The sequence below is a fragment of the Bacteroides cellulosilyticus DSM 14838 genome, from assembly GCF_000158035.1.
Lineage (GTDB): Bacteria > Bacteroidota > Bacteroidia > Bacteroidales > Bacteroidaceae > Bacteroides > Bacteroides cellulosilyticus.
Window position 1 is genome coordinate 572591 of sequence record NZ_EQ973491.1, and the last position, 25253, is coordinate 597843.

Consider the following 25253-nt stretch of genomic DNA (forward strand, 5'->3'; position numbering starts at 1 on the left):
TTAATCAGCGATTGTTATAACTAAGACGCTGTACGCGCACAACACCTTTAACTCCGGCATCTGGATATTTTGTCTTATAATACTCGGTCAAATCCTCGTAAAACCAAAGGCGATTGAAAGAAGAACCGGCAATTTGAGTGATAATGGCATCGTATCGGCGTATCATTTGTTCAGAACCCGATAGAAAGATAAAAGTCCATTTTACATGCGTAACGATTTGCTCATTTGGCGGCAATAATTTATAGGAAGCTGGAAGTTCTGCTTGAGGATTGTTCTCCCTCTGATACATCCCACTTAATAGTGTAGTATAATCTGCATCAACAAGTGTCCACTTTAAGAGTTCTTCATTAAATACATAACCGCTGCCGATAAGGTGCGATGAAGTATTTCGTAAATCATCTTCTATGATACTTTTGAGTTCCGCATCAACCGCATACGTAAGTTGAATCTTAAATGGTGCTTTATGTTGGAATATAATCTCTCTCAATTCATACCTGACTGTAGGCCCGTCAGTGGAGGGATTTTCAAGAGGGGTTACCTTAACCTTTAACTTGTAATCATATCCCTTATTGTATTCAAAACCTTCTATTTGATCTGGAGCTATATACAATTTTTCATTATCTCCCTCAATAATACATTCCATAACTTGAACACGAGGGTCTCTCATCCATACTAACTCAGGTGATACAGATATGACCGCAATATTCTCCACATTGTCATCATCCTTGTCACAACTAATAAAACAGAATGCGTAAAGGAATAATAACATTATCCCAAGTCTTTCTTTTGCTCTCATAATACTGATCGAATTAAGGTACAAAATTATTTAATTGCAAAGTAAGGCAAAATAAAGGATAGGAACCTTGATTTGAATCAAGATTTTCTTTTCGATACAATTCTTCTTCTGATCCGGCTCAAGGTCTCCGGTGTAATCATTAAATATGAAGCCATCTCTCTGAGTGTTATCCTGTTTAGTACGTCAGGACATTTGGTGACTAATGATAGATACCGTTCTTCCGGAGTATCGCAATATAGAGATTTAAGTCTCTGTGCCATTGAAAAAAGAACAACTTCTGCTATCCTTCTGCCAAGAAACTGAGCATCCATGCTACTATTGAAATATGAATTTATCTCAGATATAGAAAGTGTATATATGACGGAACTTTGAACAGCTTGTATATTAGAAATTGCGTAACAATTATTCTGCAAAGGCGAATAATTGCCGAGAATTTCGTTCTCAAATGCATAAGACAAAATATGCTCTTTTCCATCGGAATCATCACAGGTGTATCTGAATGCACCTTTCTCAAGATAAGCTACAAAAGGGAAATTCTCTTCTGCCCTGCAAAAATACTCGTTCTTTTCTAAGGTAATTTTCTTACCCTTATTAAGAAACAGATGAATGAAATCGCTAAAATCGAGTATTTCATTGTATATATTGAATTCTCCCATAAGCGTACTATTTTTTATTTGAACAAATGTACATGAAATTCATCTGTTTCTATATCAGTCTTATAAAAAAAGCAAGGTTATCTTCTTTTCTATTGTCTTTTTAGAGTAGCTTATGCCTACTGTCAGACAGAATACACCACCTCATGTGCCTCCCCCAGTTGCGGAACTTCCAGCTTCCCGAACATTGTATCCAGTACCGCTTCCGGAACCATAAATTCCCGTTCACGATTTTGTTTCCTCCATACCACATACGGCTTTTCGATATAAACAATCTTCACTTTAGCCCCGTAAGTGAGGAATAAATCAATCAGTTGCGAGCGCATTTGCTTTGAGGTATTGGTTGCATTCCATACAAAACCTTGCTCTTTACGCAAATAGCTGCGAGCTTCTTCCTTGGCTTCCTGTACCACCCTGCCATTGGCAGCCTTATCCGTAGGGCTGACTTTGTACTTTCGCCGGATAGCATCGAGGCTTATCACAGGAATATCCTGCGGCAATGTACGGATATAATGATCTTTCCCCATCCCCGGCAAACCGGATAATAAGATAACTTCACACCGGAAATTATCATGTGGAATGTAATCTATATACCCATCCTCAGTATGAAAGTACTGAAAGCGGGCATGATCCGTTGCAAAGCTTCGTGCCTTTCCCCAGCAATCCTGTTCACGGCAAAGCATTTCGAACAACTCGGCAGACTCCATCAGTGCAGATTTATCTTTGCAGATACGTCCCTGAATATCCGCCACAGCAAGCATTTTCAGTAAACGTGTATCCACTCTGAGAGATGCTTCGCACAGCTTCTTCACAGGATTCTCCCGCTCCATAATCCAAACCGGCAAACCATGATAACGCACCAGCGCAGCAATAGTCTCCCGGATATGAAATGGAGTAGGAATATCCCTGTAAAGGATCGTGCGTGCCGTATATTCCCCACGCCTGGCATGTCCTTTGGAAGTGATAATACCTCCTCCTTCATCTACCGAAGTAGAACGCTTCTCCACATCATGCAGTAAAGCGGCTGCCCACAATATTTCCTGTTCCTGTACAGGCAAAGCCCGATATTCCGGCTGTTGCTGCAATGTCTCCAGTACCATGCGGGTATGTACGGCCACACTACCTTCTTCGTGATGTAAATGGTGCTGCATCACGAAGTTCATATCTTGTACCCACTGGAACTGTTGTTCCAGTGAGTCCCAATTCTTATTATCTGTCAGTTTCCAATTCATTTTATTCCTCCTTTCCTATTTCCCAGATGAGGCGGGCACGCTTCCAGTTGCGTGTCCAGTGCTCATCGGTCTTCACATGCCCCTTGCGTACGTACTTGAATACGTTGCGGGCAAATTCACTTACAGGATATTCACCTATATTACGGGTGACTACCCCTTCGCGGGTACAATCTGCGCCTGTTTGCGGATCGCGTGTTCCGAACACACCCGGTTCTTGTGCCAGACTAACAACCTGTTGCTGCAACGCTTCCTGCGTCAATCTTTCTACCGTTTCCACTCGTAATTCGGGCACCGTAGGCAAGTCGAACAGAGCGGCATAGAATTTCACTTCCTCCCATGATAGCCACTGATCCAGACAGCGCACGGCAAACACATAGAAGTGCGTTTCCAGTTTGCGATACTCTATCGAATGTATGGCATACAGGTTTTCACCGAATATCTCGATGTTCCCTAAATCATTTTTCATGAGTTCCCAACGCTCGCGCAGCTCCCTGGTCCACGGTGAGGTGGTGGGCGCTGCATGCGAGCGGGCAAATACACCGTAGCGGTTCAGACAATTATTTTCTCCGTCCAGCTTTTCGGTGTGTATCAGGATTTCTATCTGTTGAATGTCTTCCCAATACGTATGGTTGATGCGGTCGTCACTGGTCGTTCCGGGAGAAAACGGATAATGATACGTGCGACCATATTTTTCTGATAACATAAGTTACTCCTTTCTTTTTAAATCATTCATCTACTTTAAATCAGCGGCTCCTGGATCACCTTCACCGGATTGCCACGTTGCAGGCAGTTGTGATTACTCCAGTTGGCCTGTGCCTGAATCATGGCTTGTTCTATGCTCCATGATGCCAGTTTCAACAGCAGGCGTTCGGTAGCCAGTTTTTTGTTTTGCCATTGCGAGCGTTGGTCGGAAGCTACCACGCTCATTCCGGTAGGGATATGGACGGCACGGACGGCAGACTCCGTCTTGTTCACGTGCTGACCGCCCGGTCCGGATGCCCGCAAGGTCTCATAACGGATTTCCGCTTCCGTAGCCTCTTGGCTTTCGGAGAGCGTGAAGGTCTGCACACCGACAAACCAGTTCTTCCGTTTATGATAAATGCGGTACGGACTTTGGGCAATCCACTGCACGCTGCCTTCCCAGTCCTCAATCAACGCATGATAATCTCCGCCTTGCAGAGAGATGACGGCTGAGAGCAGGGTACGGTTGAGAGGTCCCGTTTCGCGTTCCACGATTTCTGTTTTCACTCCTTTGGCGACGGCTTGTTTCAGAATCTTTTCCAGCACCAGCGCCACTACGCGACAACATTCGGCAGGGCCGCGTCCGGAGGTTATTTGCATATATACTTTCTCCATAGCCTCTTACTCTTTATTCATCCTTACAATGCGCGGCATGAATTTGCCCTGTACTTCTACCAATGTCTCTTGGGGTTGCATCACCCGGTCGATGTTCTTGTAGGCTAATGGCATCTCTTCGATGCTACCCCCAATCAGTGTGACCCCGGCCTGCGAGAGAAATTTCTTCATGGCCGACTGGGTGAAACTCTCCTTTGCCTTCTGGCGCGACATGGCCCGTCCGGCACCGTGCGAAGCGGAACATAACGACTCTTCCACACCCCGACCTGCTACCAGATAACCGGGAGTTGCCATGCTTCCGGGGATAAGTCCCGGTTGCCCAACCTGTGCAGGAGTAGCCCCTTTGCGATGCACGATGGCGGTGTGTCCGGGTGCAATCTCCTCTTTCCAGGCGAAGTTGTGATGATTGTTCACGTTCGCCATTGGCTCCAGTCCCAGAGCTTTCGAGAGGTTCAGGTGGATTTGTTCGTGACAGGCACGGGCATAGTCGCCTGCCAGGTTCATGCTCATCCAGTATTCCTGTCCTTCTTCCGAGTTCAAGTCGAGCCAGGCAAAATGTTGCGCTTCACGTGGCAGTTTGCAGACTTCACGGGCTATCCGGCTGTAATGCATGGCAATAGCTGCTCCAAGTCCGCGCGAACCGGAATGTGACAGCAATGCCATATAATTGCCTTCGGGCAGTCCCAGCACATTTTCTCCTTGCAGAAGAAGCTCTCCGAACTCCACGAAATGATTTCCACCACCGGAACTGCCCAACTGACGGATGGCCTTTCCGCGTAAGTCCCTTAGAAGAGGGGTTAATTGAAATTCTTCCCGTTCTGTCACTTCATGCTCCTGTGCAAAGGTCAGGCCGCCCTCCATGCCGAAGTGGGTATAGTTTTTCAGTGCCTCTTTTATCTGATGCGAGTATCTTTTCAGATAATCCGCTTTGGCATCGAACACCGTCAGGCTCATCCGACAACCGATATCCACCCCTACGACATAGGGGATGACGGCATTGTCCGTGGCGAGTACACCGCCGATGGGCAGACCGTATCCGGCATGTGCATCGGGCATCAGTGCGCCGGCTACGCTGACGGGGAGCCTCATGGCCAGGTTCATCTGCTGTTTGGCGAGGGTTTCTATGAACTTGCCGCCATAGGTTTTATAGGGCAACGGCTCGTCGAGCAAGTCGTATGCTGTGAACTTCTTTTCGATGAGGGTGGGGGACAGGTGTTCGGCCAGTTTGCCCCATGTCTCATTCTCTTTATAAGTATCGGGATTTTCCAGCACGTCACTCAGTGTCTTGATAATCTGTTCTTTGCTTTGGTGCTTGCAATGTTTACCGACGATGGCTACTGCCAGACTGCGTGCTACATTGTCTCTATATCCCAGCTTACTTAAATCTTTTAATCGTATTCCCATATTTTCTTTTTTCATGTGTACGCATACGGCATGGGCTGCCCGCCTCGCGACGGGGCAGTGCAATATGCGTTTTGTATCCAATGCATGAGGGATGATGATAGATACAACGCTATCCGTCCACTGCATTGAAGTGAATAATAATAAAATTATAAATGTGATTGTAGGACTAATCAAGAAAATTGCAAAGCCCCATCATCCCGATGAGTCAACTTAGTCCTGGCTGAGATATTATAGTTCCAACATAAATTAGTCCCTTTCTTTCAGTTTTAAAGGGGTGAATACTGTGTTTAACGGTGGCAAAAGTAATGTATCTTTTTAAAGTATGCAAGGAAAAAGAACGTTTTTTTGCAGATGTAAACAGTTTAGGGCTTTTTATAATATCAATTCTTGAAGTCCATGTGAGGTCGTCCGGACTGAACAGGTCAATCGTCTTTATCCCACCATTCCCGGCATTCGTCGGATATGGGAGTAGCGGGTATTTCTTTGTATCATTATTAGACTGATCCCTGTATCACAAGATTAGTTTTTTGCAACACAGGGAAAAGTCTCCCATGCGCCCCGTGTGAAGTCAGGTATTTCTACCGGGCGACTACCATTCAATACCGATTGTTCACTAAGCTCGGTGATGCACGACCATTCGGCGGCATCGTAGACGTCCATATCCAAGGGAAGCCCGTGGTGCAGGCAGTAGATGAGGCGGTAATCCATGATATAGTTCATCTCGTTCGGGGCACCTTTGAGGGCTCCTTCTTTGCCGATGGTAGCTGTAAAAGGATGTTGATAGCGTTGCAAGAGTTCTTCGGTAGTTGCGCTGTCTGCCTCTCCGCTACGCACATCTTCCAGGCTGATTGTGGCTACCGGATATTTCTGTGCAAACCCTCGCGTGCCGCAGATGGTGTGCGAACGGCTGTAAGGGCGTGGATGAACGGTGCAGTATTGCAGTTGGATGGTCTTTCCCTTGACGGTATGGATGAGGGTGGTGTTCATGTCTCCCAACAGGTAAGCCTGTTGTGCTTCGGGAGATTCTTTGCCGAAAGTGCGGCGGGCATATTCTGTCATTCCCGCCTGGTGGGTGGACATGGATACAAGGTAATTCAAACGGTCGCCTCGGTGAATGTTTAGGATCTGGCATACAGGACCTAAGCCATGAGTGGGATAGGGGTTTCCGGTGTGTTCCATACAGTAAGCCTTGTTCCAGTGGTTATGGAAACCGCCTTGGTTTTCATCGCTGAAGTACATGGAGCGCAGGTCGTGTATATAAGCACCTTCCACATGCATGATTTCACCGAACAGGCCTTGTCTTGCCATGTTCAGCGTGGTCAAGGCAAAGGCGTCATAGCAGCAGTTTTCCAGCATGATGCAGTGGCGCCGGGTACGTTCGGCGGTGTTTACCAGTTGCCAGCACTCGGCTACGGTCATGGCGGCGGGCACTTCGATGGCGACATGCTTACCTTGCTCCATGGCGTAGGTGGCCATAGGGGTATGAGTCAGCCAGTCCGTACATATGATGATGAGGTCGATATCAGGGTTGCAACACATCTGTTGCCAGCCGTTTTCTCCGGCATAACCGGTTGCAGCGGGATGTCCGCCTTTTGTCAGTAGGGCTTGTCCTTTTGCCAGGTTTCCGGGGCGTATCTCACACAAAGCTTTGATCTCTACGTGCTCTATGAGCATATAACGCTCCAATGTGAGTAATCCGCGATTGCCTAAGCCTATGAGTCCGATGCGTACAACGGGAATAGGAGGATGAGCCAGGCCCAGGACATGAGTAGGAGGTTCGTTTTTCATTGAAATAGTGTATAGGTTAAATTGAAATTGCTACAAAGATATTTATTCTCAATAAAAAAAGCTGCCTCTTAGAAGCAGCTTTTTAGAATAAAATTGAAAATTCTTTTTTGGATAGCAAGGATAATTATACTCCGCTGAATGCACTAAATCCGCCATCTATCGGCAGCAATGCACCTGTCACGAAACTTGCCGCATCGCTACACAGGAATTGTACGGCGCCGTTCAGTTCGTTGATATCTCCAAAACGTTTCATTGGAGTTTTGGCTAAAACTTTCTTGCTGCGGTCTGTCAGCGAACCGTCAGGATTGATAAGCACGGCACGGTTCTGGTCGCCGATGAAGAAACCTGGAGCGATAGCATTTACACGGATGCCGTCTCCGTACTTCAGTGCGAGTTCGCTTGCCAGCCATTGAGTGAAGTTAGCAACGGCTGTTTTAGCTGCCGAGTAACCCGGAACGCGGGTGATGGCGCTGTAAGCAGCCATGGAAGATACGTTTACGATACAACCTTTACCTTGCTTAGCCATCACTTTGCTGAATACCATAGAAGGATAAACAGTTCCGTTCATATTCAGGCTAGTCACTTTCTCCCAGCAGGTAACGTCCATGTCGAAGAAGTTCTGGTCGGGAGCCAGCGTAGCACCCGGCATATTGCCACCGGCAATATTGAGCAGGATGTCGATACGTCCCCATTTGGCAACGATGTCATCAGCCAATTTTTCAAGGCTGGCGATGTCCAATACATTACCTACGATGCCGATCACATCTTCACCGTAAGCTTTCAGTTCTTCTACACGTTTGTCCAGTTGTTCCTGACGGATGTCAACGGCTACTACCTTGGCGCCTTGCTCCATGAAACATTTGGCAATGCTGCCACCCAATACGCCACCTGCACCGGTGATAACGGCTACTTTACCTGCAATACTGAATTGTTCGTTCATAATCTCCTTATTTAATTATTAGTTTTTAATTGTTTATTTGGTCTTGCACCACTGCCATCATTCCTTCTACCTGTGCCAATGCCAGCATACGGCCATGGAATGAATATCCGGGGTTATATCCTTTGTCTTCGTCACCCAGCATCATTCGTCCGTGGTCTACACGCATAGGCAGTCCTGGATTTTCTTTCTCAAAGATGCGGATGAGGCCAATCAGATGTCCGCGTCCGGTCAGGTGCGAGCTCTCTATAAAGTTGCCTCCGGGCATGGCGGCCGTGCTGCGCAGGTGGACAAAGTGAGTACGTTTAGCGAATTTCTTTGCCAATTCACGGGTATCGTTATGCTCGCCTGCACTGAGGGAGCCGGCGCAGAAGGTCAGTCCGTTATGCGGGTTATCCACTGCATTCAGGAACCAGGCGATGTCTGCTTCGTTGGTGACAATACGCGGCAAACCTAATACCTGGAACGGAGGATCATCGGGATGCACACACATATTTACACCATATTCTTCGCAGACAGGCATGATGGCGGAGAGGAAATAACGCATGTTTTCGCGTAGCATATCACGGTCGATACCTTTATAGAGGGCCAACAGCTTTTTGAAGATGTTCACCGGATTCTTATCTCCTTCTTTGATATTTCCGTTGACGAAACCTTGCGTCTTTACGATGATCGTGTCGATAAGATCATCCTTTTCTGCTTCGGTGATGGTCTTGTCCAGTTCTGCAACCTTTGCCAGTTCTTCGGCGGAGTAGTCCTTTTCGGCTCCTTCGCGTCCGAGGATTCGAAGGTCGAAGTAAGCGAAGCGAACACGGTCGAAGTAGAGTGACGAAGTGCCGTCTGCCCAGGGATGTTGCAAATCCGTGCGTATCCAGTCGATAACGGGCATAAAGTTATAGCATACGGTTTTCACACCGCACTTGCCCAGGTTTGCCAGACTGACTTTATAGTTTTCTATTAACTGTTCACGTTCCGGTCCGGCATACTTGATCGCCTCGCAAACAGGTAGGCTTTCTACTACAGACCAGCGTAAGCCGTACGACTCGATATAGGTTTTCAGATCGTTGATAGCCTCTTCGGTCCATATTTCACCATTGGGCACATCGTGCAAGGCAGTCACAATTCCTTCCACGCCGATTTGCCGCAGCATGTCGAGCGTGATTTTGTCTTTCTTGCCAAACCATCTCCAGGTTTTTTCCATAACATTTATATATTAATAGTTTAACTGATTATTGACTGCAAATATACGTGCAAAAATAATGCTGCGATAAATGGATATTTGCAGAATATATGCGGATTTTTGCATGTATGCGGTAGCATTTCTATTGTCTTTCCTTATCTTTGTGTGTGAATTAAACTTTGCAGAATATATGCGCCGACCGATTATAAATGAAAAGTTGCCTATATCGGAGTCGAATCCGATCAAGGCTCGGCATTACGATTATGATCGTTTCACTTATCCGTGGCATTTCCACAGCCAGTATGAAATCATTTACGTGAAGGAGAGTCATGGCCTGTGCTTTGTAGGTGACTGCATTGAGAAGTTCTCTGCGGGTGATGTGATTCTGTTCGGTACTAATCTGCCCCATTACATGCGGAGTAATGATATTTATGGTTCGGAGAACGTCACTTCACGTGTGCAAGGGACTATTATTCAGTTTGAGCAGAATTTTATGCAATATTCCTTTGATTATTATCCTCAGTTTCTGCAAATAAAAATGCTGTTGGAGGAATCGAAGAGAGGTATCATTTTTCCGAAACAGGATGCAACCCGGGTAGGGGAGTTGCTTTCCGGCTTTCTTTCATTAAGTGGTTTTCACCAGATAAGCGGGTTGCTGGATTTGTTGCAGGAGCTGGCAGTCAGTCCGCAAAGGAAGACACTGGCAAGTCTGCATTATTACGAAAAGTTTCCTACGCTGGGGAGCAAGCGGATTGATAAAATCATTTCCTTTATAAACAATAACTACACCCGTAACCTCAAATTGAATGAAATTGCCGGAATGGCGAGCATGAACTCCAGCGCCTTCTGTCGTTACTTTAAGGAGAATACAGGGAAGACGCTTTTGCAGTATGTGATGGAAATGCGTGTGGGATATGCTTGTAAGTTGTTAGCATTGGGAGAAATGGATATTTCGCAGATAGCTGTGGAATGCGGCTTCGATTCGATCACTCATTTCAATCGCACGTTTAAGCAGTTGGTTAATCTGACGCCGACGCAGTATAGGAGTAATATTATGAAATAAGAGGGAATATTTTTGAAATTATTCTGTTCGCAATGAAACATTCTTTATTGTGATTTGCTTCAAATTAAAAATAATGTTTACTGATCGGCAGATAATCGTTGCCTTCTGTCAATAGCAGATTTATGTATTATTAACGGGAATACTGCCAAGATGAGTGTCATGACTCGAATGTCTTGTGATTGTGAATTTCTGATATTTTTTGCCTGTGGTTAGCGAGGCAAATGCCACACTTTATTCTCCTCTATGCTACATCTTAGTCCGCTGAATGCCACATGTTTAAATTGTTGAAGTGTGGCATTGGAGACGACGGAGTGTGGCATTACGGTTGTACAAGTGTGGGCTCACGCTTATATAAGTGTAAGCCCACGCTTATATAACCGTGAGCTATCGGAGCCTGCTGTGTTGAGGGAATAAAAAAACGGGGAAGCAGTTGCTTCTCCGTTCCTATATGCCGTGAAATGTAGTTTAATGCAAAGTTGAATAAAGATTATCTATAAAAGGATGATACAAAGATACGATATTGAGAAGGCGATGTCAAGTGTTTCGCTAATTATTTCCGGTTTGCATATTTGTTTTTTAGCTTCTTGCATTCTTTTCCTACCATTATATATAACATTTACTCTTTGTTAGGACAGTTGGACTTAGATATGCTTCTATTGAAATCTCAAAACTTGGAACTTACAGATATACCTCTATTTTTCAGGTAAAAGTAACCTCTATTTTTAGAATGTTGTATCTTTGCAAAAAACGGTGTATGAAAGATGTACTTAAAATATCAATCTTACTAATTCTTGCACTTAGCAACGGGGCTTTATTTGCACAGACGAATAGATCTTTCAATTTAAATAGAGATACGTTAGATATAAAATTTGTAAAAGACACGTTGGTAACGAGTACAATTCAAGATACCCTTGCTACTATACCTGCTGTTAAAGATTCAATAACTGCAAAACAAGATGAAATTAATGACTCTGCATTGTATTATCGGCTAATCTTACACTACCGAGACAGTGTGAATCACAATCTTAAAAGAATATACAATAAAGATGCCTTTAAATTTAAGGATGATTATTTTCGAGAAAAAATGAGAGAACCGTGGATAGGAGATGTTTTAAGAGATATATTTTTTAAATAATTATGAAGTTATATTTTTTATCCTTATGTATAATGCTTGCTGTCAGTTTTGCTGCTAAAGCACAATCAAAGCTTATTTTTAAAGATAAGTTTATGTATACGGATGTACAGGTGTTCAATGAGACAAAAAGGCACTCAATACCCTCTCTAATTGATACGGGTTGTTCGTTATGTATAATTGATTCTATTTTTGCTATTGATTCATGCGGAATAAAAGAAGATGAATTACAAACAATTCCTGTTAACCAAACTAAAGATAAGATTTCAAGTGCTTTTATAGATTCTATCTTTTTTTGTGGAAAGACATATCATAAAGTGTATTGCTTAGTTGCAGATCTTACTGGGCATTATCAAAAATATGCACCAAAATTTATCGTCGGGGCTAATATCCTTAGATCAGGAGCTTGGAAATTTGATATGGAAAAGAATATTGTTGAACCCTACGATTCTAATAATAAAGCGAAAGGAATTATTTATAAATGGAAAAACCATGAGGACTATCCTGATGTGGCAATAGATTATATCATTTTAGATAGTAAAGTCAATGGGAAAAAAACACGATTTGCTTTTGATACGGGATGTAGAAACAATAAGCTTCAACGTGGTTTATATGTAGGAAAACCTGAGCTAATCCAAAAGGAAACAGCTAATATCGTAAATAAATTATCAATTAAGACGGCTGAATTATGTAGAAATGTAACATTCAAGATAGGAAAGGATGAGTATACGTTGGATTTTATAATAGGTAATGGCAATATTGGGCTCTTAAACATCGAATTCTTGCAAGGCCATTCCTTTATACTTAATTATAAGAAGCAGATACTTGAATTGTTGTAAAAGAGAGCTTGAATTATTAATTTCAATCTATTTAGCTCGGAGAGAAATTCATAGGTTATTGGAATTGGCAAATCTTATCAGTCCTTCTGTCTGTCTTCTCTTATAAGTCTCTGTTCGTTCAAACGTTCCTGCTGCTTCCTTTTCTCTTCTAACGATGCGGTAGCTTGCCCAATGAGGGTATTGATTGATGAGTGAACTCTATCTATTACTTGTGAAATTCATTAATATATTCCATAAACCTTATGATTATGAGTTTCAGATGTAGGTAATCATTTTCTTTTGCTAAAGTTTTCCATTTGTAGCACGCTACGTTGATTGTTGTGTTCATAAGATTTTGGTTTAACTCTCGGTTTAACTCACTCGGTTAAACCACGCTAAATTCAGCACCCTCTAAAAGCAAAAATCAGATAGAAATCTTTCGATAACTATCTGATTTTCTTAAGAGCGGAAGACGGGGCTCAAACCCGCGACCCTCAGCTTGGAAGGCTAATGTCCTTTAATCCTGCGGATTAAAGGCAACCAACTGAGCTACTTCCGTTTATGATAGCTATCTTTAGAATCTGATTCTATTTAGAAACTATTGGTTGATGTCTTGGTTGACTTTTAAGGTCAAGTACCAAGAATGGTTCATAATAAATAAGTTAATAATCTCTTTGCAGTATTGCAACTGCACCACAAAATTAGTAAATATCATGCTGTTATGCAATGATTCTTTCTAATAGTTTTGCTTTTGACTGTCAGTTTTTTACCTATCTAATGATATGGTATATAATAGCATAGTGTAGCTTCCCCTCCGCTGAAAAAGTATTCATATATTGCACTTCCATAGCATAATATAGTATCGGTATAGAAATCAGTAGTGGGTATATAAAGCTATATCTTCTCAAAAATCTACCTGCTGAAAAATCTGCTCTTATTGTTTTGTGTTCTCTGCATCTATAAATATGCTTGTGTAACACATAGTTTTGTAGTTAATAAGATGTTTGTTTAGAACTGAAAAAGCCAACTTATCCGTTGTTTGAAGTGCATACTTCAAATGGGTAGGTTGGCTTTTTGCTTATGTACTATTTTATTAATTCAAACTTTTCGCCTTTTAGTTGATAGGTCTTATTGATAATATTGCTCCAACCATTAGAGCCGTAAACAGTAATGGTCTTGTTCTCTGAATCAAACTCGCATTGTCCGTTTTCCAACTCTGTAAATGGTGCTTCTGTTTTCTGCATAAAGTAACCGTATGGGCTGACATCGTACACATCATAGGCATTTGATTCTCTTGAACCACTTTTATAGCGATTGATAATAAACTCCTCTTCTCCGTCAAAATCAACATCGGAAAAGAAGAAAGGAGAATCATCCGAAAGGTATTCTTCGCTCTTTAATTTAGCCGTATAGTCTAACTCTATAACTGTGTTGTTAGGATATGTGTTACCTTTATCATACAGAATCTTATCAGTCCATTTCTCCGCAAAGTAGTAATATTGTACTCCTTGTTTCTCTAAACAGAATAGGGCATTACCTACCTCACCATTTTGCAGCCACATTACTTTTACTGTATATCCGTTTACAGGCTGTTTGTACTTGATGTAAATATGTGGCTGATTGAAACATTCAAAATCCTGCGGAACAGATATTTTGTCTGTTTTGCAGGCTATTAAACTAAGTAATCCTATAATGATAAATAACAATCTTCTCATTACCTTTCATCCATTATAACAACAATCTGCCTAAACACATCACCTGCCATCAGTCCACCACTTGCAGGTAATCCTTTCTTATTAATGGAAACAATGATACTGTATTTCGGATTATCGGCAGGGAAGTAGCCGCAAAACTCTACGGCATATTCTCCATTTGAAAGTTGGATTGTTCCCGTTGCTCCTGCTACTTTAACTTTATCTGATTGGGTAGGTTTAGCTAATCCATTAGAAACAGAGTATTCCAATGCTTCTTTTATGGCAGTCTTACTTTTAGCTATGTAATTAAAGAAAGTCAAGTTCTGTAATGGAGTAGTGAGTATGCCATATCCTAAAGAGTTATAAACCAAACTTGTATCTTTCACTTGATAACCGTATTTTGCAAGTACTTCCGCAAAGGCTTGTTCATTATCAAATGCCTTTCTCACCGCTTTGTAATTGGCGATATTGGATGCAAGTCCGAAACCTTGCTCCACCGTGATTTTACCATATCCACCTCTATGCCAATTATGGTCGCACAATGTATCTTTTCCAATAGCTAAAATACCATCGCCAACATCTATTGTATCAGATAGTTTAACCGCCTTTGTTTCCAATACCGCCAAAAGTGAAGCGGTACGCACCAATCCCGATTCTTGCAGGATGGAATCAGTACCAACAGAAGCCTTAATTTCTCCTGTCTGCACTTCCATTACAATAACTTGCCCTGTTGTAGCATCAAGTTCGGATAGCTTGTTTTGCAGGATAGAATCAACTTTTACCTGCAAGGTACTGTCTATGGTAGAAACTTGTTCTGTTTTTTGTTTGGCGCAAGCTACGAATGTAGCTATGCTGATTAAAAGGATAACAGTATTTTTCATAAATAAGCTAATTTGTATATTTAAATTGTCTTCTGATGAATCTTACAGTTTCCCCATCTTTTAATTCACGGCATTCAAGCCAATTACCGTATTTATCGTACTTATCATATTCATATTCTTCCTTAACCCTCTTTCCATCTCTCCATGTATCAAAATAAATAGTATCACCATATTGATTATAGCGATATGTACCATGCCTTAATATATGGCTATCATCATAAAAATCAGATGATATAAGGTTTCCATTATTGTCATAGTTGAACTTAGAATTATACTCTCTACCTCTAATATGTTTACATATACGTGTTTCTTTTCCTTGATTATTATAATAATACGTTGTTCTACTTACTATTTTGTTATCACCATCTACCACTTGCTCAAAAACAAGTTTGCCTTGCGCATTATATTGGCATGTTATTTCTGATTTCAATTTCCCATATTCTTTCATGTAACGAATCTTAATAAGTTGATTGTCATTGTCATATATGTAATTTGTATCAGCCTTTAATCTATTGTTCGCATCATAGATTGCCATATATGACAAATCTCTATTGCTATTATAACATTCGTGACAAGTTTCCCCATTTGTCCATTTACGAACAATCTTGTCATTCTTCGGTTTTAAAGGTGGCTCTCCTTTCTCTTCTTGTCCAGTAGAGAAATATGTCATACTAATATTGTTTTTATAATCAGTTACCCAATGTATAAAATTTGTTGGGTCGCAATTCACGTATAATTTACGCTCTTTCGTAACAACTTCTCCATTACTGAATATAATCTTTTCTTCTTCTTGTAAAACTTCGGTATATACCTCTTTTACAGAAAACCATTTACTAATATAATCTTTCTTTAAAATAAAAGTTTGTTCTATAACAATTTGAATAAATTCTTTTTTCCTATAGGTACTACTAACATAACTCATATTCGTGATAAGTAATTAGTTATTTATTCTAAAGAAAATCCTCTTAATTGGGCATATTCTTTTAGGCTATATTGCATTGCTTTTTTAGTGGTTTTACCCATTATTATTAAGGTATCAAATCCCAATGACATGAGTTGTCTGACAAAAGCCTTATTTGATAATATATATTGAGATATATCTCTTATTTCAGAATCCCGTAAATCAGAATCATTCTCAATGGAGATTTTAAATCCGCTTCTAAAAAAGATAGCACTCATTTCGTGTCTATAACTATCGTTTCCCATTGTTATAGATACTTTACACAATCTGTTTAATTCACCCGAATAATAGTATTCTTTAAATGCTTGATTCATAGTAGATATGATTTTCATTTTTTCAAAAGAACCATCAAGCAGTGAATTTAATAAGTTTTTAAATAAATCTATGATGTTCATTCTTTTATATATAATTCTTTGTTTATTATGTCCTGCAATTTTAATAACTCACTGTAATTAAACCTATTCTCATTTATACGCTCTGATAATCTGGTTGCCAATTCTTGATTGTTGGGATGCTTATCAGGATGAGCATATAGTATTAGCTCTTTATGTAATTTCTTTGTTTTTGCTATACTATTTACTATATTAATAGATTCATTAGTTTTGTTCTTTGCAGGAAATACCCATCTAAACCATTTTGCAAGTCTCATAATATAGAACTTAAAATTGTTTAGATATGTATATGGCTTCTTGCATTGGTGCTTCACTATTTGAAATTCTACGGCATTGATGCCCGAAATTCATTAAATAAGTTTTGCATTCTGTTATATCTTCATTAGTCGCCAAGGACTTAAATGCTTGAATTATTTGTTCTATACCTCCAACTTCTGAAATAATATTTCTTGCTTCATTAATAAAATTTTCGTATTGAAAGTTTCTATCAATTGCACAACTTTTCCCCATTTCCATATATGTTATAAAGGCATTCTTTATATTAACCTTTGTTGCAGAAAGGGATTGATTAGGGCATTTGGATAGAATGCTAACTAAGAAGCAAGAGTAACACGTTAAAATATTATCATCAGTCATATTAATAATATTGCACTTCCAATTCCCCGAAGAAGCGGATAAAAAATAAGGTGTGGGAACTATATCTGCTTTATCCTTTTCTCTGGCTTCTCGCATTGCCTTGGCATGGATAAAACAATAGCAACCCACACCAATTTTGACAATATCTAAGAGCCTTATGGATATAAGGTAGGTATATATCAAATGGTGGGGTGCTACTGCTATCATCTTCATGCCTTTTCAAATTTTGCGAGAATTTGAGAAAAGAAGATAATCTCAATAACACCTTTTCGTTAAATATGTCCTTTCAGAGCATTAAGCCCACTGAAATTGCTGCAAAGTTAGCGAAAGGTTTTGAATAGCTAAAGATAAAACACTGATAAATGTAGTTCCAAGTGTTTTAAAGCACATCCGTAGTAAGCAATTAGGTAGTATCAGCTTCTTTTAGTTGTAGCTCCATACCTATTGTTAGTTATAAGGATTATAGTTGCTTTTCTGATATTGCAGATTGGTACGGCTGTTCAGACCTTATAAGTAATTTCCTAAAATCACACATACCATAAACTACAAGCCACATCATGCCTTTTTAAAAAGATAATTTTCTTACGCTTGCATCAATGCGGAACTAACTGCGTTATCGCTATCTGTTTCGCTTGAAACTATGCCTTACCATATTTATATATAGCCATTATTTACAGTTTCTCTTACATTGCAGTTTTTAAAAGTTGCTGTATATTAGGGAACGGGACAAAGTTCTTTGTTTCTGAAAATTGCATGATAACAACAGAAATTTCAAACTTTCTCCCATCCCAACAGATTAGAAACTCAAACAGTCATAAGTGTTTAACAGTTCTTCTTGTCTAAGTCCTAAGTATCTTTTAGTTATGGTTACAGAACTGTGATTAAACAGTTCCATCAGCTTAACCAAAGCCAATTCAGCATTTTCAGAGGATTCAAACACTTTCCTGCCAAAAGTCTTTCTAAGTGAATGAGTGGAAAAATGGTCTATCTTTAAATTGTACTTGTTCTTCAACTCTTTAAGTACAATGTTTATCCATTGGATAGAATAGACCTTGTTCTTACCTTTTCCCGATAAAAAGCAAAACTCATTCAAGTTCTGAATATCCAAAGCAGTATAACAGTCTTTAATGTGCTTCTGAAACTCCTTATTAATTCTCACTTCCCTGCGTTTGCTTGTTTTCTTTTCAGTAATGGTAAACTTTGCATCCTTATTCAGGAGCATTTCCCAAGTAAGTTGCAACAGGTCAGAAATGCGTAAACCAAAGAATATGCCACACCCAACAAGCAGGCTTATCCTATAATTCTTATCCCTATATAACTTTCTTACCAAGTTTGTGGCACTGTCCCATTGCAGGCAGTCACTTGTTGTATAGCTGTTCTTCAAACTCATGTTGTTTCAATTTTGTAGGTTTAACAATAAAAGTGAAAGTAAATTCGGGAATCATTTTGTAATAGTCTGATTCTCAAATTACTTTCACTTCTATTAGAAAGTGTAACTATGATTGTATATAAATAAAGATGGATAAAATCAGTATCAGCAAAAAAGGATTGATAATACCAATTATTATCAGCAGGAGAACTACCAATGTTCCCCATAGTATCAATTTCCCATCATCTTCCATATTGTAGTATTTTTAAGTTATTAAAAAGGTCTGTTCCCATATTTATACTCTAATATGGAGTTACACACCCTATCATAAAAGGAAAAACCACAACCCGTATAAAAGTAGCTTAAATAGGTTGCTTGGTACTCTTCTTGTAATGCTTGGTTGTTACTAAGCAGGTCTGCAAACTTTTCCAACCAATATTTCAAGGCTTGTATAACTTTGATATAGCGTAGGTTGTTATCCACATGCCCCAATCTGTTTTCCAAGTCTTTAATGTGCTTTATTACTTTCTCTGTCTGTTTATCCATAGTTCTGTAAAAATAGGAAAGGACACCTAAATAAATAGATGTCCTCTCATTAATTAGTCAATAAACCATTTGTAATGCTCATCCCCATGCAGGGCTGCATTGATTCCAACAGCCATTTCAGTTGCATTTAATGAGCGGTCTAAGAATGAATCTATATAGCTGCTCTTATTTGCACCCGTTAATAGGTTGTAGAACTTCCACATATTCAAGTCATTTCCAAAGCTGCCAAAGTTCTCATCATTAATGTAGGCTTTTGCAACACTGTTAATCTGTGTATCAGTAAGCAACATTCTTGGCAGTCTCTTTTGGTAGCCATTGGGCAAACACTGATAAAGTCTCATTTTGCCCAATATTTGTGCAAATTGGTGTTCACTCATTGAAGTATTGCCCAACTGTTGCATCAAATGCAGATGTTTGGCAGGATTGTAGTTGTTGAACAGTTCCAAGGCAGAACGGTAAAGTTCACTTGTATTGCTCACCCTTAAATCATCCTTGTAACCATCTGTAAAGACGCACATGTTGCAGCATACTTGGTTCTTAAAGCCAATAGCCAACCTAAACAACTCTGGAACTTTCTTGCTGTATAAGTTCATTTGATTATAGGCTCTGACCCCCACTATTGAAAGGTTCAACTTGTTTCCCTCAACCGTTTCATAGATTGTGGGAATGTCAATACTGAAAGCTGCCCTCTCATAGTAGATTGTTTTGTCTGATTCCAACAACTGATTGGCAGGTTTGTGGATAGCTTCGGGGATGCGCCCCTTAATCACATGAGAGACACGAATATCGGGTGTTCCGATAGTCTCACCATTGTAGTAGGAGTTTGCAGCTTCCCAAACAGTTTCAATAAATGCAGCATGGTTTACTGTAAGCTCATTGTCTTTTGCAAAAACGGGAGTAATACAGTCATTTTTCAAATGTTGCAAGGTAGCTTCTTGGGTGTTTGCCTCAATGAAATGATTTACTCTTTTAGGCGTTGCAGTTTCTTCAATAATGGTTGCTTCTTCTGCAAACTCACCTAAATTCATTCTCTCTCTGTTCTCTGTTGGCATGATAACTAAATTTGTCATAATGATAAAAGTTTAAATGATTAATAATTCTTTTTTATATCAATATACAGAGGGGGACTTGAGGGGTTGTGAACTCGTGAGGCAGACACTCTTATATATTTTAGGTCACTGGCTGAATGGGGAGGGGGGGATTTCTGTATTAAGTACCTTATATGTCTGTTCTCTTGACTTTTAGCTAAACTGCATATAGGTGATTCTTTAATTAGGTAGCCTTTTTAATGTCATTGGCTGTATGTGGAATATTATAAAGTATAGGCTATATAACTCTAATAAAAAGCGAAAGTTGGATTCCGCCATATTGCAGGTTTCCTCCAACTTTCTTTCTCTGCCGTTACTTGCACCATTCCAATGCGTTGTCTTTCACGTTCACCTTGGTAAACGATTTCAGCGATTTCAGTTCCGCAATGAGTTGCTGGACTTCTTCTTGGGTAGGCTCTGGCAGTACAATTCTCCTGCAAGAGTTTCTTCCTATGTTCACCAACTTGGGGCTGCATCTTCTGATAAAAGACACCATTTCTTCATGGTCAAACTGCATCAAAGGTTCTGCCGTTACCATTGTGGGGCGTCCAAGCCTTGCTATCTCTTCCATAGCTTCCACCCGTTCATCAATTCTTGGAGCTTTGTTCATTATCTCCGGATAGAAACGGTTGGTCTCAATGGTCGTGCAGAATACCACACGTTCCATAATCGGATGGTTGATGAACTCCAAAAATCTCTTGGGGTTCTTGGACTGCAACAGGTAAGCGTTGGGCAGTAACATGTTTCTGTTCTGATAGCAGTAATCCAACACTCTGGCAATCCATTCGGATGGTATGTCTTCTGCGAACATATCCGTGGAACTGCCAATAAAAATAGACCTGCCACAGCCAAGGTCTGTATTAAGTTCATATTCTGCCAATCTTGGCGGATTGGCATTTGGATTTATCTGCTTCATATAGCAATAGCTGCAATCGTGCAGGCATTTGCCTTTGATAGGATTCCAAGTATAGTTAACAAACTTGTACATATCCCCCTTGCTTAAATTTAATCCCATAATAAATAAGTTTTAATATTACACAATCAAACTCCTAATCCAATATCCGTTTCGTGGAACACCATTTATCCGTTTTGTTCCACTCTTGATATTGTACCATTCCCTCAAATCCTTAATCTTGGAAAGATGGAACTGTTCACAGATTGCCCGTAAGTCCGCTGTCAAGTAGAATCTGCCGATTTCTATCACTTGCGAAAGTAGTCCGAACATTTCAGAACGGCTTGGCTTATCGGCTAACTTGGCTTGTAGCAAGGCTTCTTCCACCGCTTTCCTGCTTCTTAGCCTGCGTATCTCTTGAAAGCCTAACAGTTGGAACGCTTCACGGATGAAAGGGTATTGCCTTTCAATCTCTGCCCTGCCATTGTCAAAGCTGTATTGCAGGTCATAGTATCTCTGCGCTATCTCCGCAAACGCAATTCTCCTGCCCAACTTTCCAATCTCCTCGTTTGGCAATTTCTCCCATCGGATATTGCCATAGTTGAAACCTGCATGGGCATAGGCATCCGCAACATTCTCTTTCGACTGGTATATTTGGTGCATCAGCTTGTATTCATACAGGATATAGTTTACAGCCCTGTCGTTCACTTCAAACATACCGTTGTTATACCTTATATATGAGGAATCTTTGACCTCTTTAGCCTGCTGTTTCTTGGCATCCGCTGAAAAGGAATTGTATGCCTTAACCCTTTCCTCTGCTATTTCAAGCTGTTTGAGCGTGTCTTTCCTGACTTCCTCATAGCTGGCAAACATATCATCTTTCTTGGTGTTGAATATATGAAAGACCGTATGCCTTAACGGATTTTCCCTGTTTCTGATTCTTCCTGCAATTTGGGGTATGTCAATATCCATGCTTGCCAAGGTCTGTTTTTTATAGACATTGCTGATAACGAAACAAAGCCCTGTCTCAGAGAAAAAGTCCGCACCCTCGAATGATTTGCAGGTGATGAAATTGAACATCCTTGCAGGGCTTAACGAGTTGGATATTTTCATTTCACCCAGTTTCTTTTGGTTGTGGCTTGTATTGGCACATATCACCCTGCAATTGTCATTGGTCAGCCCGCACTGTCTGATGATGTGCGCAATCTCCTGTACGCTGTTCAAGAAGAAATAGGCTTCCCGTGATTCATGCCCGTTCACTTCCAAACAGCCTTGCATCTTGTATTTGCCGATAACATTGGCTGCAAACTGATAAGGCTTGTTGGTCTGATAGGGAAGGACGCATATCGGGAGCGGTTCTTTCCAATCGGCAACATATTCCGTCACGCCATCCAAAACATTTGGCTTCAAGTCCGTTTCAATCGGAGTGGCGGACATGAAACAGAAAGACTTGAACGCCTTAAAGTTATCTAATACTCCGTCAATAGCCTTGTCCCTGAACGAATACTGTTTGAGGAAATTGTGGTATTCGTCCACCAACAGCCTGTAGTCCTTTCCATCAACCAAAGCCAGCAGTTTGGGCAGCTTGTCATAGGTGCATATAATCTTCCTGCATTCGTGTTGCTGGATGTAGTCGGACAGTTCTTTTTTCAGTTTGGGCGTGAAGTTTCCGTACAAGCCAAAACATCTGTCATTGGAACTGCACTTGTTTATTATCAGTTCGGTGGTGGGTACGGCAACAACGTAATTCTCGCCGTTATTCAATGCGATGCTTGTGCCACCGCAGCCTGTCCTCGCTTTATTAAAGATACAGTTGTGTGGTAAATCGGAATCTACCATGTAACCGTCCTTTACACTTATTTTATACGTAATCATAATCTTTTCTCCTAAAAATTTTCTTACACTTTCTGTCTTTGTAAGTCAGCCACATTAGAGCATCCTCCGTTCATTGTTGTACTGTCAGACTGAATTTATATATATCCATAATCTGTTGGTTTTTCTTACATTGGAAAGAGACGCTTCTAATGTGAAGAACAAGCCTGCCTGTCACACAGGCTCATTCTTCGGAGCTGTTTAGGCGGCTCTCTTTTGCCGCATTTCAATGATGTACTTGATTAGGACATTGGCTATGCAGGTCTCTTTTATTCCGCAATCCATTAGGCGGGCACGTGTGACGCTTTCCGCTGGAATGGTTCGTAATGCCTGCATGATGGTTGCAAGGTCATAGTCTCCTGTTTTCATAACGGAGTTGATAGCCCGAATTGCGTAACGCTTCCTTGCGTCGGCTGGAGTAAACGTAAGGCAGATTTGTTTGTGGAGTTCCAACGCTTCTTCAAGGGTTCTGCTCAGCACAGGCACGTCTTTCCGTCTTATACCGATAGACATCTCCAACGTGGTGGATGCTTGGAGTTGTACCCCCAAGTACGCATAAGCACTGCTGCCGGGCATACCTGTCTTTCTCGCAAGTTCATAGACCGCTTGATAAGTGGCATCCCCTGTAGCCAAAGCCGCAATGCCTATCTTCTCGACTGTGCTTCTTGAACGGGTGAAAAGGTCTGCCATTCCTACCACTTGCGCATACTCTTCCACGCTTTCAAAGGTATGTATCTGTACGTGTTTCAGTACGGCATCGAAACTGAACCTCCAATAGTTTGCTCCTGTCTCAATAGGCACAAGCACATTCTCCTCATCTTTAGGAATTTCTTCCCCCTCACAGTCGTAGAGGGGAATCCCTGCCTTGCGGAAGATTTCGGGGTCTGAAAAGTGGAATATCTCATCAAGCAACTTGCTCTTGTCAATTTCTCCAAGGAGTTTCTCTTGGCTTTTCTTCAGCACGTCCATGCTATAGATGGTGCGAGCCAATTTAACTTCTTGTTTAACACCCTCAATGATAGCGATAACTGTTGTCTTTTCTTTCGGGCAACAGTCTGTGCTCGTCACTTCATTCATATTATTGTCGTTTTGAGATTCTACACTTGCTACTTCCGTAGCGTTAATTAACACATCTGCGTTTGAGGTCGCCACCTGTACTATTTTGCTCATAGCTAACAATTTTAATTTAGAAACTAATGTCAATCGAAAATCATTAGTTGATGCGCATCTTGGTTTTCATTTTGACGATGCAAAGAAAAATATATTTTATTTCACTGCAAAGCGCTGTAAATTAATAATATACGTACTTATCATCTGTTGCATTCAGTACGCAAAAAAAATGCGTACCGAAAAGAATAAGTCTTTCAGTACGCATTTCCTGTTGTTATATATGCCTAAAGTGCTACTGCATTATAGTTGTTAGCTATAACAGGGGGAAATTTCTCCTTACTGTATTTTCGGATGATAAGGGACAATGTCCTGTTGGGCTTTCCGTTTGGAAAGAACTCTCTGTCGTACACCTCCGAGACATAGCCTGTGGTATAGAGAAGTCTCGAAACGAATAGGTTCTTTTCAGTAGAAATCCTTACGTTTCTGTCACTTACTCTTTTTTTATCTGCTTTCTTGCCCTCCAAGAAATACAGGAACATTTCTGCAAACTTCCATCTTTTGTGGGAATAGTCAAGAGTGTACTTGCCGTTGAAATTAATTTGCGATAACAGGCTGTTATCTATAAAGCCTTTCAAGCCTAACTTCTGTAATTGTTTGATTTTTGTTTTTAGGTCTTGTTCTCCGTTTACAATCTTGCTATATGTTTCACCGAAATGATAAACAGCCCTTTGGATAATGTCTATCAAGTCTTCCCGTTCTGTAGAATAAATATTCTTGTCGCCCTGTTTCAAGGTTATGCTCGATGCTCCGCATAGATTAGTTAGAAAAGAAGCGAAATCTTCAAGTAGCGGTTTCTCTACAGTAGGCGCATCAGTTCCAATATCCTCTATAAAGTCATATACGAAAAGAAGCAGATACCAAAACTTGCTGACATCAAAATCAAATGCTTCAATGGTATGCTGTAAGTTCTTATTATTCAAAAACTTCTCTTTGAAAGAATCGTCCAACTCTCTGTATTCCCGTTTCTTGTATTCTTCTAAAGTCCCCTTAAAAGTTTTTATTTCTTTGCTTCTTTCGTATCTTTCTTCAACGGATAAGTTTCTCTCCGCATATCTATTGGCGAATATGGCAGGTGCGGAAGATTCTACAGGTATCATTCCCGTATCTGCTTCTTCATAATCGGGCAGGAAGTGATTGGCTACTTCCCACACATATTCTAATAGTGGTTCATTAAGGCATTTGTAGCTTTCATGCCAAGCCACTTTAAAATCGGGCAGTTCTTCTATTTGGTACAGTTCTTCTTTTGACATAGTACGATGTTATTAATTATACCGCAAAATAAAAGAAAAGTCTGCAATCTTTTTCGGACTACAGACTTCTTTTTGTTATAGCAAGTTCTTCATCGCTTCATCCACCTGCTCATTATCGAAGCTATCCAAGTATATTTGAGTGG

General features: G+C 40.7%; 25 protein-coding genes and 1 tRNA gene. 3 read left to right on the top strand and 23 right to left on the bottom strand.

Annotated features, from left to right (window positions below):
• Window positions 1-4: 4 nt before the first annotated feature.
• The 9 genes from BACCELL_RS14570 to uxuA form a co-directional block, all read right to left on the bottom strand.
• Window positions 5-796 (bottom strand): DUF4377 domain-containing protein, encoded by a 792-nt coding sequence (locus BACCELL_RS14570; protein WP_007212621.1) that lies wholly within the window; start codon window positions 794-796, stop codon window positions 5-7.
• Window positions 797-873: 77 nt separating this feature from the next.
• Window positions 874-1452, bottom strand: a complete 579-nt coding sequence (locus tag BACCELL_RS14575; RefSeq protein ID WP_007212622.1) for a Crp/Fnr family transcriptional regulator — start codon at window positions 1450-1452, stop codon at window positions 874-876.
• 122 nt (window positions 1453-1574) lie between these two features.
• Window positions 1575-2681, bottom strand: coding sequence for an AAA family ATPase (locus BACCELL_RS14580; protein WP_007212623.1), 1107 nt, complete (start codon window positions 2679-2681; stop codon window positions 1575-1577).
• A 1-nt stretch (window position 2682) separates the two neighbouring features.
• A complete protein-coding gene (locus BACCELL_RS14585; RefSeq protein WP_007212624.1) occupies window positions 2683-3384 on the bottom strand; it encodes an RNA ligase family protein in 702 nt (233 codons plus the stop codon).
• 35 nt (window positions 3385-3419) lie between these two features.
• Complete coding sequence (prfH, locus tag BACCELL_RS14590; protein WP_007212625.1) at window positions 3420-4037, bottom strand: peptide chain release factor H; 618 nt, start codon at window positions 4035-4037, stop codon at window positions 3420-3422.
• 6 nt (window positions 4038-4043) lie between these two features.
• Window positions 4044-5441, bottom strand: coding sequence for an RtcB family protein (locus BACCELL_RS14595; protein ID WP_044153894.1), 1398 nt, complete (start codon window positions 5439-5441; stop codon window positions 4044-4046).
• A 519-nt stretch (window positions 5442-5960) separates the two neighbouring features.
• Window positions 5961-7229 (bottom strand): Gfo/Idh/MocA family protein, encoded by a 1269-nt coding sequence (locus tag BACCELL_RS14600; RefSeq protein ID WP_007212628.1) that lies wholly within the window; start codon window positions 7227-7229, stop codon window positions 5961-5963.
• 124 nt (window positions 7230-7353) lie between these two features.
• On the bottom strand, window positions 7354-8169 hold the full coding sequence (locus BACCELL_RS14605) for an SDR family oxidoreductase (RefSeq protein ID WP_007212629.1): 816 nt from the start codon (window positions 8167-8169) through the stop codon (window positions 7354-7356).
• A gap of 25 nt (window positions 8170-8194) precedes the next feature.
• Complete coding sequence (uxuA, locus tag BACCELL_RS14610) at window positions 8195-9367, bottom strand: mannonate dehydratase (RefSeq protein ID WP_007212630.1); 1173 nt, start codon at window positions 9365-9367, stop codon at window positions 8195-8197.
• Window positions 9368-9437: 70 nt separating this feature from the next.
• Between uxuA and BACCELL_RS14615 the strand changes: the two genes are divergently transcribed.
• From BACCELL_RS14615 to BACCELL_RS14625, 3 genes are all read left to right on the top strand, one after another.
• On the top strand, window positions 9438-10409 hold the full coding sequence (locus tag BACCELL_RS14615) for an AraC family transcriptional regulator (protein WP_007212631.1): 972 nt from the start codon (window positions 9438-9440) through the stop codon (window positions 10407-10409).
• Between the two features lie 754 nt (window positions 10410-11163).
• The gene (locus tag BACCELL_RS14620; RefSeq protein WP_007212633.1) at window positions 11164-11544 is read left to right on the top strand and encodes a hypothetical protein; all 381 of its coding nucleotides are present in this window, start codon (window positions 11164-11166) and stop codon (window positions 11542-11544) included.
• Between the two features lie 2 nt (window positions 11545-11546).
• Window positions 11547-12380, top strand: a complete 834-nt coding sequence (locus BACCELL_RS14625; RefSeq protein WP_044153896.1) for a pepsin/retropepsin-like aspartic protease family protein — start codon at window positions 11547-11549, stop codon at window positions 12378-12380.
• A 443-nt stretch (window positions 12381-12823) separates the two neighbouring features.
• On the opposite strand, the gene BACCELL_RS14630 is transcribed toward BACCELL_RS14625, so the two are convergent.
• The 14 genes from BACCELL_RS14630 to BACCELL_RS14695 all read right to left on the bottom strand — a co-directional run bounded on the left by BACCELL_RS14630 (window position 12824) and on the right by BACCELL_RS14695 (window position 25110).
• A tRNA-Gly gene (locus BACCELL_RS14630) sits at window positions 12824-12917 on the bottom strand.
• Between the two features lie 527 nt (window positions 12918-13444).
• On the bottom strand, window positions 13445-14074 hold the full coding sequence (locus BACCELL_RS14635; RefSeq protein WP_007212637.1) for an XAC2610-related protein: 630 nt from the start codon (window positions 14072-14074) through the stop codon (window positions 13445-13447).
• Entirely contained in the window at window positions 14074-14934 is an 861-nt protein-coding gene (locus tag BACCELL_RS14640) for a penicillin-binding transpeptidase domain-containing protein (protein WP_007212638.1), read from the bottom strand. The genes BACCELL_RS14635 and BACCELL_RS14640 overlap by 1 nt, the downstream gene beginning before the upstream one ends.
• Window positions 14935-14941: 7 nt before the next feature.
• Complete coding sequence (locus BACCELL_RS14645) at window positions 14942-15856, bottom strand: hypothetical protein (RefSeq protein ID WP_007212639.1); 915 nt, start codon at window positions 15854-15856, stop codon at window positions 14942-14944.
• Between the two features lie 23 nt (window positions 15857-15879).
• Window positions 15880-16290 (bottom strand): hypothetical protein, encoded by a 411-nt coding sequence (locus BACCELL_RS14650; protein ID WP_007212640.1) that lies wholly within the window; start codon window positions 16288-16290, stop codon window positions 15880-15882.
• Window positions 16287-16544 (bottom strand): J domain-containing protein, encoded by a 258-nt coding sequence (locus BACCELL_RS14655; RefSeq protein ID WP_007212641.1) that lies wholly within the window; start codon window positions 16542-16544, stop codon window positions 16287-16289. The genes BACCELL_RS14650 and BACCELL_RS14655 overlap by 4 nt, the downstream gene beginning before the upstream one ends.
• Before the next feature lie 10 nt (window positions 16545-16554).
• Window positions 16555-17136 carry a hypothetical protein gene (locus tag BACCELL_RS14660; protein WP_007212642.1) on the bottom strand — a complete coding sequence of 194 codons (582 nt, stop codon included), beginning with the start codon at window positions 17134-17136 and terminating at the stop codon, window positions 16555-16557.
• 583 nt (window positions 17137-17719) lie between these two features.
• Complete coding sequence (locus BACCELL_RS14665) at window positions 17720-18313, bottom strand: tyrosine-type recombinase/integrase (RefSeq protein ID WP_007212644.1); 594 nt, start codon at window positions 18311-18313, stop codon at window positions 17720-17722.
• A 252-nt stretch (window positions 18314-18565) separates the two neighbouring features.
• Window positions 18566-18838: a hypothetical protein gene (locus BACCELL_RS14670; RefSeq protein ID WP_007212646.1), complete on the bottom strand. Its 273-nt coding sequence runs from the start codon at window positions 18836-18838 to the stop codon at window positions 18566-18568.
• A 53-nt stretch (window positions 18839-18891) separates the two neighbouring features.
• Window positions 18892-19908, bottom strand: coding sequence for a DUF3871 family protein (locus tag BACCELL_RS14675; protein ID WP_007212647.1), 1017 nt, complete (start codon window positions 19906-19908; stop codon window positions 18892-18894).
• 331 nt (window positions 19909-20239) lie between these two features.
• Window positions 20240-20941 carry a radical SAM family protein gene (locus BACCELL_RS14680; protein ID WP_007212648.1) on the bottom strand — a complete coding sequence of 234 codons (702 nt, stop codon included), beginning with the start codon at window positions 20939-20941 and terminating at the stop codon, window positions 20240-20242.
• Between the two features lie 18 nt (window positions 20942-20959).
• Window positions 20960-22693 (bottom strand): DEAD/DEAH box helicase family protein, encoded by a 1734-nt coding sequence (locus BACCELL_RS14685; RefSeq protein WP_007212649.1) that lies wholly within the window; start codon window positions 22691-22693, stop codon window positions 20960-20962.
• A 198-nt stretch (window positions 22694-22891) separates the two neighbouring features.
• Window positions 22892-23860: a hypothetical protein gene (locus BACCELL_RS14690; protein WP_007212650.1), complete on the bottom strand. Its 969-nt coding sequence runs from the start codon at window positions 23858-23860 to the stop codon at window positions 22892-22894.
• 224 nt (window positions 23861-24084) lie between these two features.
• Entirely contained in the window at window positions 24085-25110 is a 1026-nt protein-coding gene (locus BACCELL_RS14695) for a hypothetical protein (RefSeq protein ID WP_007212652.1), read from the bottom strand.
• Window positions 25111-25253: the final 143 nt, after the last annotated feature.

What these genes read in the sequence shown, in the direction of transcription:
- BACCELL_RS14655 (WP_007212641.1), bottom strand. Translation starts at nt 16,544, where the DNA reads ATGAGACTTGCAAAATGGTTTAGATGGGTATTTCCTGCAAAGAACAAA.
- BACCELL_RS14615 (WP_007212631.1), top strand. Translation starts at nt 9,438, where the DNA reads ATGGATATTTGCAGAATATATGCGGATTTTTGCATGTATGCGGTAGCA.
- BACCELL_RS14660 (WP_007212642.1), bottom strand. Translation starts at nt 17,136, where the DNA reads ATGAAGATGATAGCAGTAGCACCCCACCATTTGATATATACCTACCTT.
- uxuA (WP_007212630.1), bottom strand. Translation starts at nt 9,367, where the DNA reads ATGGAAAAAACCTGGAGATGGTTTGGCAAGAAAGACAAAATCACGCTC.
- BACCELL_RS14595 (WP_044153894.1), bottom strand. Translation starts at nt 5,441, where the DNA reads ATGGGAATACGATTAAAAGATTTAAGTAAGCTGGGATATAGAGACAAT.
- BACCELL_RS14640 (WP_007212638.1), bottom strand. Translation starts at nt 14,934, where the DNA reads ATGAAAAATACTGTTATCCTTTTAATCAGCATAGCTACATTCGTAGCT.
- BACCELL_RS14580 (WP_007212623.1), bottom strand. Translation starts at nt 2,681, where the DNA reads ATGAATTGGAAACTGACAGATAATAAGAATTGGGACTCACTGGAACAA.
- BACCELL_RS14675 (WP_007212647.1), bottom strand. Translation starts at nt 19,908, where the DNA reads ATGACAAATTTAGTTATCATGCCAACAGAGAACAGAGAGAGAATGAAT.
- BACCELL_RS14650 (WP_007212640.1), bottom strand. Translation starts at nt 16,290, where the DNA reads ATGAACATCATAGATTTATTTAAAAACTTATTAAATTCACTGCTTGAT.
- BACCELL_RS14680 (WP_007212648.1), bottom strand. Translation starts at nt 20,941, where the DNA reads ATGGGATTAAATTTAAGCAAGGGGGATATGTACAAGTTTGTTAACTAT.
- BACCELL_RS14605 (WP_007212629.1), bottom strand. Translation starts at nt 8,169, where the DNA reads ATGAACGAACAATTCAGTATTGCAGGTAAAGTAGCCGTTATCACCGGT.
- BACCELL_RS14645 (WP_007212639.1), bottom strand. Translation starts at nt 15,856, where the DNA reads ATGAGTTATGTTAGTAGTACCTATAGGAAAAAAGAATTTATTCAAATT.
- BACCELL_RS14665 (WP_007212644.1), bottom strand. Translation starts at nt 18,313, where the DNA reads ATGAGTTTGAAGAACAGCTATACAACAAGTGACTGCCTGCAATGGGAC.
- BACCELL_RS14670 (WP_007212646.1), bottom strand. Translation starts at nt 18,838, where the DNA reads ATGGATAAACAGACAGAGAAAGTAATAAAGCACATTAAAGACTTGGAA.
- prfH (WP_007212625.1), bottom strand. Translation starts at nt 4,037, where the DNA reads ATGGAGAAAGTATATATGCAAATAACCTCCGGACGCGGCCCTGCCGAA.
- BACCELL_RS14570 (WP_007212621.1), bottom strand. Translation starts at nt 796, where the DNA reads ATGAGAGCAAAAGAAAGACTTGGGATAATGTTATTATTCCTTTACGCA.
- BACCELL_RS14585 (WP_007212624.1), bottom strand. Translation starts at nt 3,384, where the DNA reads ATGTTATCAGAAAAATATGGTCGCACGTATCATTATCCGTTTTCTCCC.
- BACCELL_RS14695 (WP_007212652.1), bottom strand. Translation starts at nt 25,110, where the DNA reads ATGTCAAAAGAAGAACTGTACCAAATAGAAGAACTGCCCGATTTTAAA.
- BACCELL_RS14620 (WP_007212633.1), top strand. Translation starts at nt 11,164, where the DNA reads ATGAAAGATGTACTTAAAATATCAATCTTACTAATTCTTGCACTTAGC.
- BACCELL_RS14685 (WP_007212649.1), bottom strand. Translation starts at nt 22,693, where the DNA reads ATGATTACGTATAAAATAAGTGTAAAGGACGGTTACATGGTAGATTCC.
- BACCELL_RS14625 (WP_044153896.1), top strand. Translation starts at nt 11,547, where the DNA reads ATGAAGTTATATTTTTTATCCTTATGTATAATGCTTGCTGTCAGTTTT.
- BACCELL_RS14575 (WP_007212622.1), bottom strand. Translation starts at nt 1,452, where the DNA reads ATGGGAGAATTCAATATATACAATGAAATACTCGATTTTAGCGATTTC.
- BACCELL_RS14600 (WP_007212628.1), bottom strand. Translation starts at nt 7,229, where the DNA reads ATGAAAAACGAACCTCCTACTCATGTCCTGGGCCTGGCTCATCCTCCT.
- BACCELL_RS14635 (WP_007212637.1), bottom strand. Translation starts at nt 14,074, where the DNA reads ATGAGAAGATTGTTATTTATCATTATAGGATTACTTAGTTTAATAGCC.
- BACCELL_RS14690 (WP_007212650.1), bottom strand. Translation starts at nt 23,860, where the DNA reads ATGAGCAAAATAGTACAGGTGGCGACCTCAAACGCAGATGTGTTAATT.